The following is a 16,157-nucleotide window of genomic DNA, read 5'->3' on the forward strand; positions in this document are numbered from 1 at the left end:
TCTAGATCCCAGGGCGGCAGGTCTGCACCGCGACGTCCGCGCAGCGGCGGCTTGTGACGATTGATCGTGCTCCCGCGGTCTGGTCTTATAGGCTGAAATACCGATGGTTCGGGCTCCCTCCCGATCCATCCTTGCAGATATGAGGCCGCATTGGACATTCGCCAGCTTCGATACTTCATAGCGATAGCCGAGGCGCGCTCCGTTTCCGCCGCCGCGCAAAAACTCCGGATCGCGCAACCTTCGCTCTCCCAGCATCTGGTCAACATGGAGCGGGAACTGGAGGTCAAGCTTGTCGAGCGGTCGCCTCGAGGATCCGTGCTGACGAAGGAAGGCGAGACCCTGCTCAGCCATGCCTACGAGATCTGCCGAATGGTCGAGAACTGCGTTTCCGACATCAAGGAACTGTCGGGCGAAGTCCGTGGCAAGGTCAGGTTCGGCATGCCGCCGTCGGTTTCCATGGTGATGTCGGTTCCGCTCGCAGAAACCGTGCGCCTGGAACTGCCCCATGTCCGGCTTCGCGCCAGCGAGGCGATGAGCGGGTTCATCAAGACCTGGGTCGATGACGGCACCGTGGAAATCGGTTTTCTCTACGATCTGATCGGCGCCGAGCATTTTCAGGCGACCCATGTCCTGGACGAGCACCTGTTCTTCTTCTCCGCACCCGATGCCTGGCCCCTGAAGTCGGAACCGGGTACGCCGGTCGCCATGAGAGACCTGGTGAATGCCGAACTTGTCCTGCCCGGCGAACCGCACGGTCTCAGAAGGATCATCGAAGACGCCGCGCACAAGGCCGGTATCGTCTTGAACGTCACGACCGAACTCGACGCGATGACCCAGATCAAGGAACTGGTCGCGCGCGGGTCGGGGCATTCCATCTTCGCGCCGGCAGCCTGCCACGACTTCGTCGAGGCGGGACGCCTGCTGAAGGCGCCGATCGTCGACCCTGTCATCTCACGGCCGGTCTACCTGGTTCGAAACCCGTCCTCCGTTCAGACCCGAGCCTGTGCGGCGGTGGAAAAGCTCACACTGCAGGTGGCGCGGGAAATGGTCGAGCGCGGTTTGTGGGAAGGCAGGCTGGTCTGAGAGCGCGGCGCGGCAGTCCTCACGCTGCCCGCGCCTCCATGGTGACCACGTCATTGTCCTTGTCGCGCACGCGCAGGGCCAGCGTCCCCGGCTCGCTTTCCATGGCCTCGACCACCGCCGGCCGACCGCAGATCAGCGGCGATACTCCACGATAGGAAAACTCCTTCGGCAGACGCTGCAGGATCCGTGTCGCGAGGATCTGCATCCAGGTCGACTGGAGTGGCCCGTGAACCACCAGTCCGTCATAGCCTTCGACCCCCGTCGCATAGGCCTTGTCGTAGTGAATCCGGTGACCGTTAAAGGTCATCGCCGAGTAGCGGAAAAGCAGTGTTGGCGTCGGCAGGACTTCGATGGACTTCAGTACGGTCCACGCTTCGGCCTTTGGCGGCGTCAGGGCAGGGGCTCCCGGGGCGGGATCCTCCCGGTAGACAATGTTGTGCTGTTCCGAGATCCGGAGTTCCCGGTCGAACAGATAGTCGTGGTCAAGGGTCACGAAACCGAGCGTCCCGCTGCGGCCTTCCTTGAACTGAATGTCCTTCACCGTCGTCTGGCGCGTGACGGTCTCTCCCGCCCGGATGCCGCCGTGGTAGCAAACGCGTCCACCCGCCCACATGCGCCGCGGCAGCCCCAGATCTGGAAGGAACAGACCGAGTTTGGGATGGCCGTCGCGCCCGAGATCCTCGGGCGGGTAAATCTCCGGAACGAGACACCAATGAAAGCCCGGAAGGTCCTCCCCCTCTCCGAGGAATCCATCCAGAGTGACGCGGAACTCATGGATCTGCCGGTCGGTGATCGTTTCGCTTGCCTCGCGCTTGCGTCCGATCCACTCGCTTGCCGCGGATGTCATCCGTTCTCCCTCACGATAGCCCCAAGATCCATCGCGCTCATTCCGGCGAGCTTTTCGATGACGGGTTCAATCCGCACCGCCCCGCCTCCCAGGACCGCTTCGGCCTTGGCGCGGAGCTTCGCAGTCAAGGCCTCAAGAGACGGGCGTCGGGCAAGGTCGTGCGAAAATGGCAGTTTGCGGCCATCGGCGAATGTAATCTCGCCTTCTGCCTGCATGTCCGTCAGCCCCGCGTCTCCGATCACTTCGACCTTGGCCGCAAAAGCCGCAAGACCGGGATCCGCCGCGAGATCGTCGGAGTAGGTTTCAAAGGCGCCGGTATTCCGGCCCTCGATCACCATGCCCGCCAGCCAGGCATAGCTGAACTTGACTTCCAGGCCGGTCCCCGGCGCCTTGATGTCGCAGACTTTCAGCCAGCGGGGGTTTGTATAGAGGGTCAGAGAGGTCACAGACTCCATCGGTGCCTCGGAGCCGGAAAGCGCTTCAAGCAGGGCCTCGATCATCGCATGGGTGCCGTGGCAGCAGGCATGGAATTTATAGCTGATGTCGCCGAACAGAAAGCGGTCTGCCGGCGCGCGCTCCGTACCCGGTGCTTCGCAATGGGTTGCCACGAAGCCCTGATCGCCCATCAGTCCGTCGTCGCAGGAGGTCATGCCCAGCTTGGCGAGCTTCGCGCATTCGATGCCGTTCGAGGCGGCGATGCCCGCGTTATAGGGTTTGCCCATCGTGCCGAACTGCGATTTCAGTCCCGAGGCCCGTGTCGCGCACAGGCCCAGCGCCGCCCGCATTTCCGGCCGCGTCAGCCCGAAAAGACGGCCCGCCGCCACCGTTGCCCCGAAAGCGCCCGCCGTGGCGGTCTGATGGAAGCCACGATTGTAATGGCCCGCCCCCAGCACGACACCAACCCGTATGGCGGTCTCCGATCCAAGGAGGAACGCCGTGGTCACGTCCCTGGCGGAAGCGCCGGTCTCCTCGCCGGCGGCAAGTGCTGCCGGATAGATCCCGACAGACAGGTGGCCGACATGGGCGAAATGCGTATCGTCATAGTCAAGCGCATGGCTCGTCGCCCCGTTGACGAGAGCCGCCGCCCGCGACGGCGCCTTGCCGCCACCGAAGAGGGATGCGACCGGCGCGCCGCCTTCCTCCGCCGCCAGTTGCCGGAGCTTGTTCGCAAGCGGTTCCTCTCGTCCCGCAAGGCCGCAGATCAGCCAGTCGTAAAGCGATAGCCGCGCTGTCTCGCCCGCCTCCGGCGGCACCTCCTCCGCGGGCAGCCCGGCGATGTCCAAAACGGTGTCCAACAAAGCTGACATGTCACTCCCCAGCGGTTTCCGCGGCGCGCGCGAGAACAAGTCTTGCCCTGGCGACGACCGGCGCGTCTATCATCTTGCCATCGACCTTCGCAACGCCGGCGCCGGCGATCGCCGCCACGACCTTGCTGGCCCATGATATTTCGTCTTCGTCCGGACGGTAACCGGCCTTGGCCGGTGACAGCTGGGCCGGATGGATGAGCAGTTTTCCCTTGAAACCGAGTTCCGCGCCATAGGCCGCTTCGCTCCGGATCAGATCGAAATCGCGCGTATCCGCCGTTACCCCGTCGACAGGTCCGGGTTTGCCGGCGATCCGGGCAGCCAGCACCAGTTCTGAACGGGCATGGGCAAGTGCGGCGGCCGTATGCGCGCAACCAAGATCGGCAGCGTAATCGAGCGAGCCGAAGAACAGGCGGTCGAACAGTGGTGCCAGGTCGCGCGCGCGCGCCAGACCCAGCGCGGTTTCGATCAGGGCGAAGGAGGCCGTCCCGGACGGCAGGGCCTGCCGGAGGGCTTCGGCCCCGGCGCAATCCTCCGCCTTCGGCAGCACCACTCCGGCAAAGCCACCTGCGCGCACCATCGCGAGATCCTCCTCGAACCAGGGCGTGCCGGCACTGTTGATCCGGACGCAGACCGGCGCCCCGTCGGCGTCGCAACGAAACGACGCAAGTGCCTGACGAGCGGTCGCCTTGTCTTCGGGCGCGACGGCATCCTCGAGGTCGGCGATGACGCAGCTGGCTCCGCTCAAGCGCGCCTTATCGATCCGCTCCGGCCGCGTCGCGGGAGCAAACAGGGGAAAGAACAGCCGGTCGGATGTCAGATCTGTCAAAGCACGCGCCCTCAGAACGACCGGGGCAAGCCGAGCAGGTGCTCGCCCACATAGGACAGGATCAGATTGGTCGAGACCGGCGCGACCTGGTAGAGCCGGGTTTCCTTGAACTTGCGTTCGATGTCGTATTCCTCAGCGAAACCGAAGCCGCCATGGGTCTGGAGACAGGCGTTGCCCGCCTCCCAGGAGGCGTCCGCCGCTAGCAGCTTCGCCATGTTGGCCTGCGCTCCGCAGTCTTCTTCCGCGTCGAACCGCCGACAGGCTTCGAAGCGCATCAGGTTCGCCGCCTCGGTGTTCACATAGGCGCGCGCCAACGGAAACTGGATGCCCTGGTTCTGGCCGATCGGCCGGCCGAACACGACCCGTTCGCCGGCGTAATTCCGCGCCCTCTCCAGGAACCAGTAGGCGTCGCCGATACACTCGGCGGCGATCAGGGTCCGTTCGGCATTGAGCCCGTCGAGAATATAGCGGAAACCCATACCTTCCTCGCCAATGAGGTTTTCCTCCGGGATCTCCAGATTGTCGAAGAAGACCTCATAGGTCTCATGTCCGACCATGTTCTTGATCGGGCGGATTTCCATGCCCTTGCCGATGGCGTCCTTCAGGTCGACGATGAAAATCGACATGCCCAGCGACTTGCGCTTCACCTCTTCGAGCGGCGTCGTGCGCGCCAGCAGGATCATCAGGTCGGAATGCTCGATCCGGCTGATCCAGACCTTCTGGCCGTTGACCACGTAGCGGTCGCCCTGTTTTCTCGCGACCGTCTTGATCTTGGTCGTGTCGGTTCCGGTCGTGGGTTCGGTCACCGCCATGGACTGAAGGCGCAGGTCTCCGGAGGCGATCCCGGGGAGGTAGTCCCGTTTCTGCCTGTCCGACCCGTGGCGCAGCAGGGTGCCCATATTGTACATCTGGCCGTGGCAATGGCCCGCGTTGCCGCCGGAACGGTTCACCTCCTCCATCACGATGGAGGCCTCGGCGAGACCGAGACCGGACCCGCCGTAGCTCTCCGGGATCATCGCGGCCAGCCAGCCGTCGCGGGTCAGCGCGTCGATGAATTCTTCCGGATAGGTACCGTTCGCCGCGTGCCGGCGGTGGTATTCGTCCGGGTAGTCGGCGCAAAGCGAACGCAGCGCGCTGCGAAGATCGTCATGCCGGTCGGGCGAACTGGTCGGTAGGGACAAGGGTAAACTTCCTGTTCTCGATGCGGCTCACTCGGCCGCGCTTTTTAAGGAGGAAAACTCTTCGCGAATGAGCTCGGAGTGTTCGCCGAGCGCCGGAACGGGCCCGAAATTCGGCATTTCGCCGTCCATGAGGGCTCCCGGCGCGAGCAGGCGCACCGGGCCGGTCGGCGTGTCGACTTCGACATACCGGTTCTGCGGATGGCGCGACAGGTCTTCCATCGTGCTGACCTTGCCGCAGGCAATGCCCGCGTCATGCAGCATGTCCGACAAGTCATCGCGCGGGAATTGCGCGAACACCCGTTCGATCGTGCCGTCAAGCTCCTTGCGATGGGCCACCCGATTGGAGTTGCTGTTGAACCTGGGGTCGGCGGCAAGATCCGGCAGTTTGAGCACCTTTTCGCAAAACTTCAGCCATTCCCGTTCGTTCTGGATGGAAAACAGGACCTGCTTGCCGTCGCTGCCTGAAAAAGCCCCGTAAGGCGCGATTGTCGGATGCGACAACCCGTTGCGTTCCGGCGACTTTCCGCCATAGGCGAACTGAAGGTAGGGAACGTTCATCCAGTCGGCGAGCGAATGGAAGAGGCTCGCCGAAACGTGCCGGCCCTTGCCGGTGCGGGCGCGCCCGATCAGCGCCTGAAGAACCGCCTCGTGCGCCGTCATCCCGCAGGCGATATCGCAGACCGAGACGCCGACCCGCGCCGAGCTGGCCGCGTTGCCGGTTATTGCGGACAGGCCGCTTTCGGCCTGCACGAGCAGGTCGTAAGCTTTCAGTTTGCTGTAGGGCCCATCCTCGCCGTAGCCGGAAATGCTTACGGTAATCAGCCGGGGATTTTCCCTGCGCAACCGGTCGGGGGCAAATCCCAGCCGGTCGACCGCTCCCGGCGCCAGATTCTGGATGAAGATATCGGCCTTTTTCAGCATCGCCTCGAGGAGCGTCTTGTCTTCATCGTCGCGCAGGTCGAGACAGATGGATTCCTTGCCCCGGTTCAGCCAGACGAAATAGGCGCTCTCGCCGTGAACGAGATGATCGTACTCGCGGGCGAAGTCCCCCTCCGCACGCTCCACCTTTATGACACGCGCACCGGCCTCGGCCAGGCGCCCGGACAGATAGGGCGCCGCAACGGCTTGTTCGATTGAAACAACCAAAAGGCCATTCAGGTCGTCCGTCATGAAGTGCTCCAAGGTCATCCGGAAGAGGAGACCATTTGGCACGAAACAGGCAGACCTCGGTAATAACACTATCCGTGGTGTGTTATTCGGTTTGGCTATGACACGCGGAATTCGCGGACGTCCAGGCACGCGCGGCTCGGGTGAAGGCGGTCCATGCGCTTGTGCGTCGCGCACCGGCCTCCCTTGCAAGGCCTGCCGGCTGAACGTACGAAGCCTGGATCCCCATGCGGCCAGTCCGGCCTTTCAGTTCGCCGCTCAGAGCCGATCGAAGGCCTGGCGGTATTTTCCGAGATTGGCGTTCGTGTAAGCGGCGTAATCGAAATCGATGTCCGAAGTGATCTCCGATACCATGCTCCACATGGTTTCGCGAAGCAGCGAACCGCATTTCATCGCATCATAGCTTCGCATGAGGGCCGCATCCGGGTCGGCGCCGAAATAGCGCCGAAGCATCAGATGTTCCGCCTCGGGCGGAAGGCCGCAATTCGTGGCAAGTCCGCCGAGGTCGAAGAGCGGTGAGTTGTAGCCGCCGTATTCCCAGTCGACCAGCCAGAAACGGTCTCCGCTCCGCAGGATATTGGCCGGCAGGAGATCGTTGTGGCCGAGCAACAGATCGACTTTGCCGACGGCCTTTTCCAGCAGGCCGGCCTGTTCCATCAGCAGCGGCAGTTTCGAAACATGAACGGAATTGCGGGCCTTCAGGAAAGCCGCGTAATCGCGCAGGACGTGAAACACCCAGAATGTCAGGACCGGTCCGCGCGTCTGCAGGGTGACCTCCACATGGGCCTTGCGGATGAGGTCCGTGACATCGAGAAGGGTTTGCTGATCGTGAAGATCGTCTTCCTTCAAAGCCACGGACTCCACGTAGTCCAGCACCAGGATGCCGTCTTCGGCATGGTGGACACGCGGCGAGATCCGGGCGTCGGCAGCCGCCCGGCTGATGGCCAGCTCGTTGAACCGCATGACGCCGTGCTCAACAATGTCCTCACCGAAGCGGACCACGTATTTGCCGCGCCGGTCGGTCGCGACGAGATTGACATTTGTAATGCCGCCTTCGAGCGGCGCCACGTCTGTCAGTTCTTGCCAGCAGGGAAGAATCCGGGCCTTGGCGATGGCTTGGTCAAGTGGCGTCATTTCAATCCCAGCTTTTCCTGCGACGAGCGGGCGAGCGCCGTGACAACGCGATCGGAAATGATCGCGATGAATGCGACGGCCAGGCCTGCAACGATCCCCTGCCCGGTGTTGGCCTTGGTCAGGGCGATATAGACTTCCTGGCCGAGGTCCCGCGTTCCCACAAGCGCCGTGATGACCAGCATCGAGATGGCCAGCATGATGGTCTGGTTCAGCCCCAGAAGCAGGGAGGGCGCGGCCAGCGGGAGCTTAATCCGCCAGAGGATCTGGCGTTCCGTACAACCGGACACCTTTCCGGCCTCGATCAGTTCGCCGTCAATGGAGCGTATGCCGTGAGCGGCGAAGCGAACGGCGGGAGCAAGAGCATAGAGAACGACGGCCACAATCGCCGAGAAGTCGCCGACCCGGAACAGCATAACCACCGGGATCAGGTAAACAAAGCTCGGCAGCGTCTGCAGGGTATCGATCAGCACGCCGATCACCGAATTGGCCCTCGCGCTCTGGCCGGCCCATATGCCGAGAGGAATGCCCAACAGGCTGGCGATCAGCACCGAGACCGAGCAGAGATAGATCGTCGTCATCGCTTCTCGCCAGAGCCCCGAGGCGGCGATGAAGGCCGTCATGACCCCCGCCATCGTTCCCAGTCTCCACCCGCCAACCCGTCCGGCGGCGAGCGCAACGGCAACGATGCCCCACGCCCAGGGAATGCCTGCAAAGAAACGCTTCACGGGCAGCAGCAACACGTTGAACAGCAGCGTTTTGACGGCTTCGATGGCGTCGAAGAAATTCACGTTGATCCATTCCATCGCCGAGTTCCAGAACGTCCCGGTCGTGATCGTGAATTTTTCCGGATACTCCTGGATCGCTGGAACGAACATCCCGGCAAGCGTCGTTGCGACAACGATGGCGGCAACGGTCGAGAACCGGGGGTAACGCCGGTAGAAGAGAAGCTTCGGATCGGGATGGGCGCGTACCTGGCTGACGGAAAAGGCCTGGCTGAGACGGTCGAGCGCGATGGCCATGACCACGATGGCAAGTCCCGCCTCGATGCCTCCGCCGATATCGAGGCGGCGCAGCGCGGCCAGGACGTCGTAGCCAAGGCCGCCCGCACCGATCATCGACGCGATGATCACCATGTTGAGCGTCAGCATGATAACCTGGTTCACACCGACCATGAGCATCGGCATGGCTGACGGTATGAGCACCTTCCACATCAGCTGGCGCGGCCTGCAGCCGACCATGTGGCCGGCCTCGATGACCTCCTCGGGCACGGTCTGCAGCGCCACGGTCGAGATGCGCACCATCGGCGGCATTGCGTAAATGACCGTCGCGATAAGGGCGGCCACGGGGCCGAATCCGAACAGGACCAGAATCGGTACGAGATAGGCGAATACAGGGACTGTCTGCATCAGGTCGAGGACCGGACGCAGCATACTTTCGAACTTGTGAGACCTGTAGGCGGCGATGCCGAGCGCAAGCCCGCCGGCGACACCGAGCGGGACCGCGATGAGCACCGAAGAGAGCGTGATCATGGCGCTTTCCCACTGACCGAAAACGGCCAGATAGGAAAAACACCCCCCTACCAGCAGCGCCAGGGTCCTGTCCCGGGCATAGAGAGCCAGACCGACCATGATCGCAATGATCGCGATCCAGCTCAGCGGTGCCAGAATTTCGACCGCCTGCTGTCCCTGACCCAGCATCAAGCCGTCTATGAGCAAATCGCGCACGAAATCGTACGGTGCCTCGATCAGGGCTGAAATGAACCGTGTCACGTCGCGAAAGGTGAACAAGCCGAAGCTCAAATCGTCAACGAGCCAGTTTATCGCATCGGAAATCCAGCCTTCCAGGGGGAGCTCGTAGGCTTTCGGGAACCGGATGATCCAGCGTGCGTCCAACGCCTTGTAAAGCGCGAACGACCATGTGGAGAGCACCCAGGTCACAGCGAAAAGACCGATCCAGAAGACCCTGGACGCAGTCAGAAGGCCTCCGGGTACCGTCGCCGGCTTTACCTGCGTAACGAGCCCCTCGCTCATGCGCTTATCCGGCCGATCATGACGTCGATGGCGGCGCGGGCGTCGATCGTTCCGATGGCCGTGCCCTCCTCGTCGACGACCTTGAACGGATGGGCGGCTCCATCGATCTGTTCGATCGCGGCATCGACCGTCAGGCTGCCCGCAAGTTCGCCGGCATAACTGGCCTCGGGAACTCCGGGCGACATGACGGAACGCAGCTTCATCACCTTGGCCCGCGGAATATGGCGGGTAAATTCCTCGACATAGGGTGTCGCCGGCCGCAGAACGAGTTCTTCCGGGGTGGCGGTTTGCTCAATTCGCCCGTCTTTCATGACGGCAATCCGGTCGGCAAGGCGGATCGCCTCTTCGAAATCATGGGTGATGAACACAATCGTTTTATGCAGCATGGATTGCAAGCGCAGGAACTCGTCCTGCATTTCCCGGCGAATGAGTGGATCAAGCGCCGAAAAAGGCTCATCCAGGAACCAGAGATCCGGATCGGCAACGAGGGACCGCGCGATACCGACACGTTGCTGCTGGCCGCCCGAGAGCTGGCGCGGATAGTAATCCTCACGCCCGGTCAGCCCGACAATCTCGATCATCTGGCGCGCCTTCTCCTCGCGGGTCCTGCGGTCGACGCCCTGGACATCGAGTGGAAAGGCGGCATTCTGAAGCACGGTCAGGTGGGGTAACAACGCGAAGTGCTGAAACACCATTCCCATCTTCTTGCGCCGGACATGGATCAGCTCTTCGTCGCTCATCGACAGGAGATCGCTCCCCTCGAATCTGATCTCTCCCGCTGTCGGTTCGACCAGCCGCGACAGACAGCGCACCAGGGTCGACTTGCCCGAGCCGGACAGGCCCATGATGACGAAGATCTCTCCCTTCCGGATTTTCACGCTCGCGTCGCGGACCGCACCAATGATTCTGTTGTCCGCCAGATCCTGATCCGACGGCGCGCCATTGTGGCGCGTAAGAAATTCCCGGGGGTTTTGCCCATAGAGTTTCCATACTCCGCGGCAATCCAGAATGACTGGGCGCTCCATCGCCTACTCCGGTCAAGAGGTCTTCAAATGCAAGGGCGGCGGCACCGTTCCCGGCACCGCCGCGACTTCCGGTTACTGGATCCAGCTGCTCCAGGTATCCTTGTTCGCATCCATCCACTCGGCAACCGTTTCATCGACCGACTTGCCGTCGAGGTCCACCTTCGCAACCATGGCGCCCATGTCCTGGTTGCCGATGGTGAAGGCCTTGATCGCCTTGGCTGCGCCCGGCCACTTGCCTTCGACACCTTCCCAGGCGACTTTCCAGATCGGACCGGTCGGCTTGCCGCAATCATAGGCGGCGTCAGAATTGATGCCGACGGAGGGATCGTTGTAGCACTCCGGCGAATACGGCGGGAACTCGATGAACTTGCCTTCATACTTGGCCGGCGCCCAGTGCGGCTCATAGAGCCAGAGCACAATCGGCGCCTTTCGCTGATAGGCCGATTCAAGTTCCGCAAACAGGGCCGCATCGGTCCCGGCATGAACGACTTCGAAATCCATGCCGAGCGCTTCCACGCGCTCATCGTCAAAGCCACCCCAGGTCACCGGGCCGCCAAGGTAGCGACCAAGCGGTGCGGTCTCGGGCGTCGCGAACTCTTCCGCGCAGTCGTTGAGAGCTTTCCAGTCCGGCAACCCGGGGCAGACCTCTTCCATGTAGGAAGGATACCACCATTCCTCGATGGCGTTCATTCCGGTTTCACCCAGGTTCACGACCTTGCCCGATGCCGTCGCTTCATCCATGGCTTCGCGACCGGTGGTTTCCCAGATCTCCATGGCGACATCGAGGTCGCCCGTTTTCAGGCCGGCAAACTGCGCGATGTAGTCGGCCTGGACATATTCGACATTGTATCCGGCCTTTTTCAGAACCTCACCCATGATTGTCGTCGTGATCAGCTGCCCGGTCCAGTCGTGGGTGGTCAGCTTGATCGGATCGGTCGATTCCGGTTCCGCGAATGCAGTATGTAACGTCAACGTGGACAATGCGGCTGCCGCCGCCAAGAGTTTACGCGCCATTGAAGTTGTTCCCTACTGTTTGGTCTTTGTCCGACCCGTATATCGACCGGAAAGAAAAGCGTACCAACGATTCCACAAAATGCAACACAAAGCCAACACTCCACGTGGAAATATGCGCAATTCATGTGGCTGTTTGCGCTGGTTTCGCATATCTTCATCGATATCAGATTTGCTGCAATGCACACCTGCCGTTGTACAAACCAACGGCAACCACCTTTTCAAGGGGAAGCGAAATTGGACAGGGACGTAAACTCCATTGTTGAGCAAGCCATTGAAATAACTTCTCAAGCCAGCCGCTTTCCGATGCAGTACTTCCGCGCGAAACTGGATCTGGAGGCCAAGGCCGACGACAGCCCGGTGACAATTGCCGACAGAAAAACGGAAGCCTTCATTCGCGACAAACTGTCCGAAGCCTTTCCCGGCGACGGCATCTTCGGCGAAGAATACGGCACCGAAAACCTCGATGCTTCCGCGATCTGGATCATCGACCCGATCGACGGAACCCGTTCCTTCATTACCGGAAACCCTCTCTTTGGCATGTTGCTTGGCCGCTACAAGGACAAGCAACCTCAAATCGGCCTTGTCCGCATGCCTGCGCTCGAAGAGACCTATGTGGGAGCTGCCGGGATCGGCGCCACACTGAATGGCGCGCCCATAGCCTGCCGCAAGACTGAAAAGCTTCAAGACGCGATGGTCTACATCAACGAAGCCGAGAAGCTGAACGCCGCCTCCCCGGAGCGTTTCGCACGCCTATGCATGGTCGGGCATACCCGGCGCATGGCCTATGACTGTTATCCGCATGCGCTGGTCGCCTCCGGGCAGATCGACCTTGTCGTCGATTGCGGTCTGGAGCCCTACGATTACCTGCCGCTCGTTGCCCTTGTCGAGGCAGCCGGCGGCATCATGTGCGATTGGAACGGAAACGCCCTCAGCCTTGGCTCCGATGGACGCGTCATCACCGCTGCGACCCCGGCCCTCCGGGACCAGATGCTCGAAATCCTGAACGTCTGAGACTGCAAAGAAAAAGGAGGTACAGCACTCAGGCTGTACCTCTAGGGGAACTTTCATTCAAAAGGGAAGAAAAAGAAATCAGCCAGCGCTGACCGCCTGAACATGGGTCCCGAAATCAGGGTTTTGCATCAGGGTCTTGCAGCGTTCGAAGCGCTCCACCGAATAGGCCCAGAAATCTTCCGCCGGATTGTCGTCGGCATGCTGTATCAGACCCCAAAGGGTCCAAAGCAGATCACACATCGCCTTGTAGATGACGACCCGGCCCTTTTCGGCAGCAGTCGGTTCCCTGCCGAAATATCCCTGCAGCAACTCTGCTTCCTGGGCCGCATCCATGCCGGCCTCGACCGCGACATCCCCAACATCCCAGAGCGGATCGTTCATTCCGGAATATTCCCAGTCGACGATCCACATTAGTTCGCCGTCATCGAGAAAATTTTCGCAAAGAGGATCGCAATGGCACGGAGCAAGCTTAACCGGATTGGCCTCAAGAGCTGCCTTGACCGGTTCAGCCGCCTTGACGATGTCGTGATATCCTTCCGGCAGATCCACATCCTTGGTGGAAAGCACCTTCAGATAGTCTTCGATCATGGCGAACAGTTCGAAGCGGAAGTCAAAGCTTTCGCCTGAATTATGCAGCTTCGCCAGCGCAACTCCCGCCCTGCGAGGAGATCCGGCAAGGCTCTTGAACATTTCCGGCGTCATCGTCGTGATGCCGTCCACGGTGCGCGAAACCATGACACCGGTCTTGGCATCCCCCCAAAGAACCTCCGGCGAAACGCCAGCACAGTAGGCCGCGTTTGCGTTGGTCAGCTCGACGGCCCGGTCGATATATTCCTCGGTCCCCTCTCCCGGTATGCGGACTATGACGTCCCCCTGAGGCGCCTCGACCCGGTGCACCAGATTGGTCATACCGCCAAGCCGGGTAATCGTGCAGTCCTCCAACCGGACATCGCTGAACCCCGGCGCGTTACGAAGTGCCGAAACAACCTTGTCTGCATATTCCGTCATCGGTTCTCCTTCAGGCTTTCAGTTTTTCGTTCTCCGGGTCATAGAGCGGCCCGTCAACACGCTGGATTGCGTGACGGTCACCAAACACCTCGACTTCGAACACTTCCTGCCCCCACAGGGCAGACGGAAGATATCCGAAGATAATGGTCTTACCCACCGTGTGGCCGAAACCGGCGGATGTCGCAAGAGAGACCGTTTCGCCCTCGTGAAGGATCGTTTCCCCACCGTATAGCGGCAACTTCGCTTCCGTAACGAAGGTACAGAGCTTGCGCGACGGGCCTTCCGTCTTCTGCATTTCCAGAACGCCGCGTCCGATGAAATCACCACCCGACTTCAAATGTACTCGGAAACCAAGACCGGCCTCGATCGGCGTGTAATCGGGCGAGATATCACCGGACCAGTAGAGATAGCCTTTTTCCAGCCGCAGGCTGTCGATGGCCCGGTAGCCGACATCCCGGATCCCAAAAGCTTCACCGGCGGAACGCAATAGAGCGTAGACATGTGCTCCGAACTCGGTCGGCACATGCAGCTCCCAGCCAAGTTCACCGACGAAGCCGATGCGCGCGGCGCGCACCGGCGCGGCGCCGATCTCGACCTCCTGCGAAGTGCCGAACGGAAAGGCCTTGTTGGACACATCCTGTTCGCAGACCTTTTGCAGGACGTCGCGCGCCCTTGGGCCGCAGATGTTGATGACGGCCCGGGCCGAGGTCATTTCGATCAGCTGGATCGAACCGTCCTTAGGCATGTGTCGGCGGATCCAGTCGGCATCATGGGTGCCGAAGCCGGAACCCGTGACGATGTAGAAGTGTTCCTTGCCGAGCCGGGTGATCGTGAGATCGGCCTCTATCCCGCCCCGCTCGTTACAGAGCTGCGAATAGATAACCGATCCGACAGGGCGGTCCATGTTGCAGGCGGCAAGCTTTTGCAGGAGATCGAGTGTACCTGGACCCAAAATCTCGAACTTGGCAAAGCTCGACTGGTCGATCAGGGCAACGCCTTCGCGCACAGCCTTATGCTCTTCGGCGGCATACTTGTGCCAGCCCGGCTCAAGGAAATCGAGCTGGTCGACAGGTTCGACTCCTTCGGGTGCGAACCACAGCGGCCTTTCCCAGCCGTTCTTTGAACCGTAGACGGCGCCGCGCTCCTTCAGGATCGCGTAGAGCGGCGACAGCCGCAACTCGCGTGCACTGCCGTGCTCCTGGCCAGGATAGCGCATCTTGTAATGGTGCGCGTAATGTTCCACAGCCCGGGGATACATGAAGGCCTTGGTGCCGTGATGCGGTCCGAAGCGCCGGATATCGAGCGGCCACAGATCGAGACTGGGCTTTCCTTCGGTGATCCATTCGGCGATCATCTCGCCTGCGCCGCCCCCGGCGGCAATTCCATAAAGGAAGCCGGTTGCCATCATCAGGTTCTCGACTTCCGGGGCCCAGCCCAAAACAAAATCGCCATCCGCCGAATACGGAATCGGCCCGTTGATGACCGTCCGGATACCGACCTCGTTGAGGATGGGTGTAACTTCGGCGGCAAGTTCGGCCAGCGGTCCGAAACGGTCAAGGTTGTCGGGCAGCAACTGGCGAACGAACTCACCGGGAATGCCCTTGTCGCCAAAGGGGAGCGTGCCTTCCTCATACCCGCCGATCACCAGGCGCCCACCGGCATCCGGCTTGTAGTAAACCAGCCGTTCCGGGTCGCGCAGGGTCGGCAAACGCTTGACCAGTTCCACATCCGGAAGTGGTTCGGTAACGATATACTGGTGCTCCACCGCACAGGCCGGCACCCGTATCCCGAGTTTCGCGCCAAGCTCACGGCTCCACATTCCTGCGGCCATGACAACGACGTCGGCGGTGTACTCACCTTCCGACGTCATCACCTTGGTGATCCGGCCCTCCGTGACCTCGAAGTCCTCGACCTTGACACCCTGCTTGATCGTCGCGCCATGCATACGGGCGCCTGAGGCGATCGCCTGTGTCAGGCTGGCCGGGTCGACATGCCCGTCGGAGGGAATATAAGCCGCGCCTTGAAGGCCGCTGGCATCGATATAGGGAAACAGGCTCTTCGCTTCTTCAGCGGAAATCATGTGCATTTCAAGGTCGAAGCTGCGCGCCATCGTGGTCAGCCTTCTGGCTTCCAAAAGGCGTTCGCGGGTCGCGGCGAGACGCAGGCTGCCGACCTTCTTCCAGTCGCATGCCATGCCTGTCTCTTCCTCGAGACTGTCGTACATGGCAACGGAACGCTTCAGCATTCTCGTCGTGTTTCGCGAGGACCGGAGTTGACCGACAAGCCCGGCCGCATGCCAGGTCGCGCCCTCGGTCAGGTTGGCCTTTTCAAGGAGGGTGACGTCCTTTTCGCCGTTTTTCGCCAGATGATAGGCAATCGAACATCCTATGATGCCACCACCGATAATCAGGTACTTGGTTTCAAACCGGCTCATTCACATATCCTCGCTGATTGCATGCGCTGGCCTTCAATCAAGAAGACTTGACCCCAATAATCAGATGAATTCCACATATTTCAACATAAA

At 61.2% G+C, this 16,157-nt stretch carries 13 protein-coding genes; 2 read left to right on the plus strand and 11 right to left on the minus strand.

Annotation, left to right across the window (positions count from 1 at the left end; all coding sequences use genetic code 11):
- Nucleotides 1-150 precede the first annotated feature (150 nt).
- Nucleotides 151-1,083 (plus strand): LysR family transcriptional regulator, encoded by a 933-nt coding sequence (locus tag JF539_RS26215; protein WP_207144177.1) that lies wholly within the window; start codon nucleotides 151-153, stop codon nucleotides 1,081-1,083.
- A gap of 19 nt (nucleotides 1,084-1,102) precedes the next feature.
- Here the strand turns inward: JF539_RS26215 and JF539_RS26220 are convergent, their stop codons facing one another.
- The 9 genes from JF539_RS26220 to JF539_RS26260 all read right to left on the minus strand — a co-directional run bounded on the left by JF539_RS26220 (nucleotide 1,103) and on the right by JF539_RS26260 (nucleotide 11,614).
- Nucleotides 1,103-1,930, minus strand: coding sequence for an FAS1-like dehydratase domain-containing protein (locus JF539_RS26220; RefSeq protein ID WP_207144179.1), 828 nt, complete (start codon nucleotides 1,928-1,930; stop codon nucleotides 1,103-1,105).
- Nucleotides 1,927-3,237 carry an MmgE/PrpD family protein gene (locus JF539_RS26225; RefSeq protein WP_207144182.1) on the minus strand — a complete coding sequence of 437 codons (1,311 nt, stop codon included), beginning with the start codon at nucleotides 3,235-3,237 and terminating at the stop codon, nucleotides 1,927-1,929. Before JF539_RS26225 ends, JF539_RS26220 begins: the two co-directional genes overlap by 4 nt.
- A 1-nt stretch (nucleotide 3,238) precedes the next feature.
- Nucleotides 3,239-4,063: an HpcH/HpaI aldolase/citrate lyase family protein gene (locus JF539_RS26230; RefSeq protein WP_207144183.1), complete on the minus strand. Its 825-nt coding sequence runs from the start codon at nucleotides 4,061-4,063 to the stop codon at nucleotides 3,239-3,241.
- A gap of 11 nt (nucleotides 4,064-4,074) precedes the next feature.
- Complete coding sequence (locus JF539_RS26235; protein WP_207144184.1) at nucleotides 4,075-5,244, minus strand: acyl-CoA dehydrogenase family protein; 1,170 nt, start codon at nucleotides 5,242-5,244, stop codon at nucleotides 4,075-4,077.
- Between the two features lie 27 nt (nucleotides 5,245-5,271).
- Entirely contained in the window at nucleotides 5,272-6,414 is a 1,143-nt protein-coding gene (locus tag JF539_RS26240; RefSeq protein WP_207144185.1) for a CaiB/BaiF CoA transferase family protein, read from the minus strand.
- 255 nt (nucleotides 6,415-6,669) lie between these two features.
- Nucleotides 6,670-7,545: a choline kinase family protein gene (locus JF539_RS26245; RefSeq protein ID WP_207144186.1), complete on the minus strand. Its 876-nt coding sequence runs from the start codon at nucleotides 7,543-7,545 to the stop codon at nucleotides 6,670-6,672.
- On the minus strand, nucleotides 7,542-9,575 hold the full coding sequence (locus tag JF539_RS26250; RefSeq protein ID WP_207144187.1) for an ABC transporter permease: 2,034 nt from the start codon (nucleotides 9,573-9,575) through the stop codon (nucleotides 7,542-7,544). Before JF539_RS26250 ends, JF539_RS26245 begins: the two co-directional genes overlap by 4 nt.
- Nucleotides 9,572-10,600, minus strand: a complete 1,029-nt coding sequence (locus JF539_RS26255; protein ID WP_207144188.1) for a quaternary amine ABC transporter ATP-binding protein — start codon at nucleotides 10,598-10,600, stop codon at nucleotides 9,572-9,574. Before JF539_RS26255 ends, JF539_RS26250 begins: the two co-directional genes overlap by 4 nt.
- Nucleotides 10,601-10,672: 72 nt before the next feature.
- Entirely contained in the window at nucleotides 10,673-11,614 is a 942-nt protein-coding gene (locus JF539_RS26260) for an ABC transporter substrate-binding protein (protein WP_207144189.1), read from the minus strand.
- A gap of 234 nt (nucleotides 11,615-11,848) precedes the next feature.
- Here JF539_RS26260 and JF539_RS26265 point away from each other — a divergent pair, with 234 nt between their 5' ends.
- A complete protein-coding gene (locus tag JF539_RS26265) occupies nucleotides 11,849-12,625 on the plus strand; it encodes an inositol monophosphatase family protein (RefSeq protein WP_209017611.1) in 777 nt (258 codons plus the stop codon).
- A gap of 78 nt (nucleotides 12,626-12,703) precedes the next feature.
- Here JF539_RS26265 and JF539_RS26270 read toward each other — a convergent pair whose 3' ends face one another.
- Both JF539_RS26270 and JF539_RS26275 read right to left on the minus strand, forming a co-directional pair.
- Nucleotides 12,704-13,633 (minus strand): phosphotransferase family protein, encoded by a 930-nt coding sequence (locus tag JF539_RS26270; protein ID WP_207144190.1) that lies wholly within the window; start codon nucleotides 13,631-13,633, stop codon nucleotides 12,704-12,706.
- A gap of 10 nt (nucleotides 13,634-13,643) precedes the next feature.
- Entirely contained in the window at nucleotides 13,644-16,067 is a 2,424-nt protein-coding gene (locus JF539_RS26275) for a GcvT family protein (RefSeq protein ID WP_207144191.1), read from the minus strand.
- Nucleotides 16,068-16,157: the final 90 nt, after the last annotated feature.

The sequence above is a fragment of the Roseibium aggregatum genome (assembly GCF_017309185.1).
In the GTDB taxonomy this organism is placed as follows: domain Bacteria; phylum Pseudomonadota; class Alphaproteobacteria; order Rhizobiales; family Stappiaceae; genus Roseibium; species Roseibium aggregatum_B.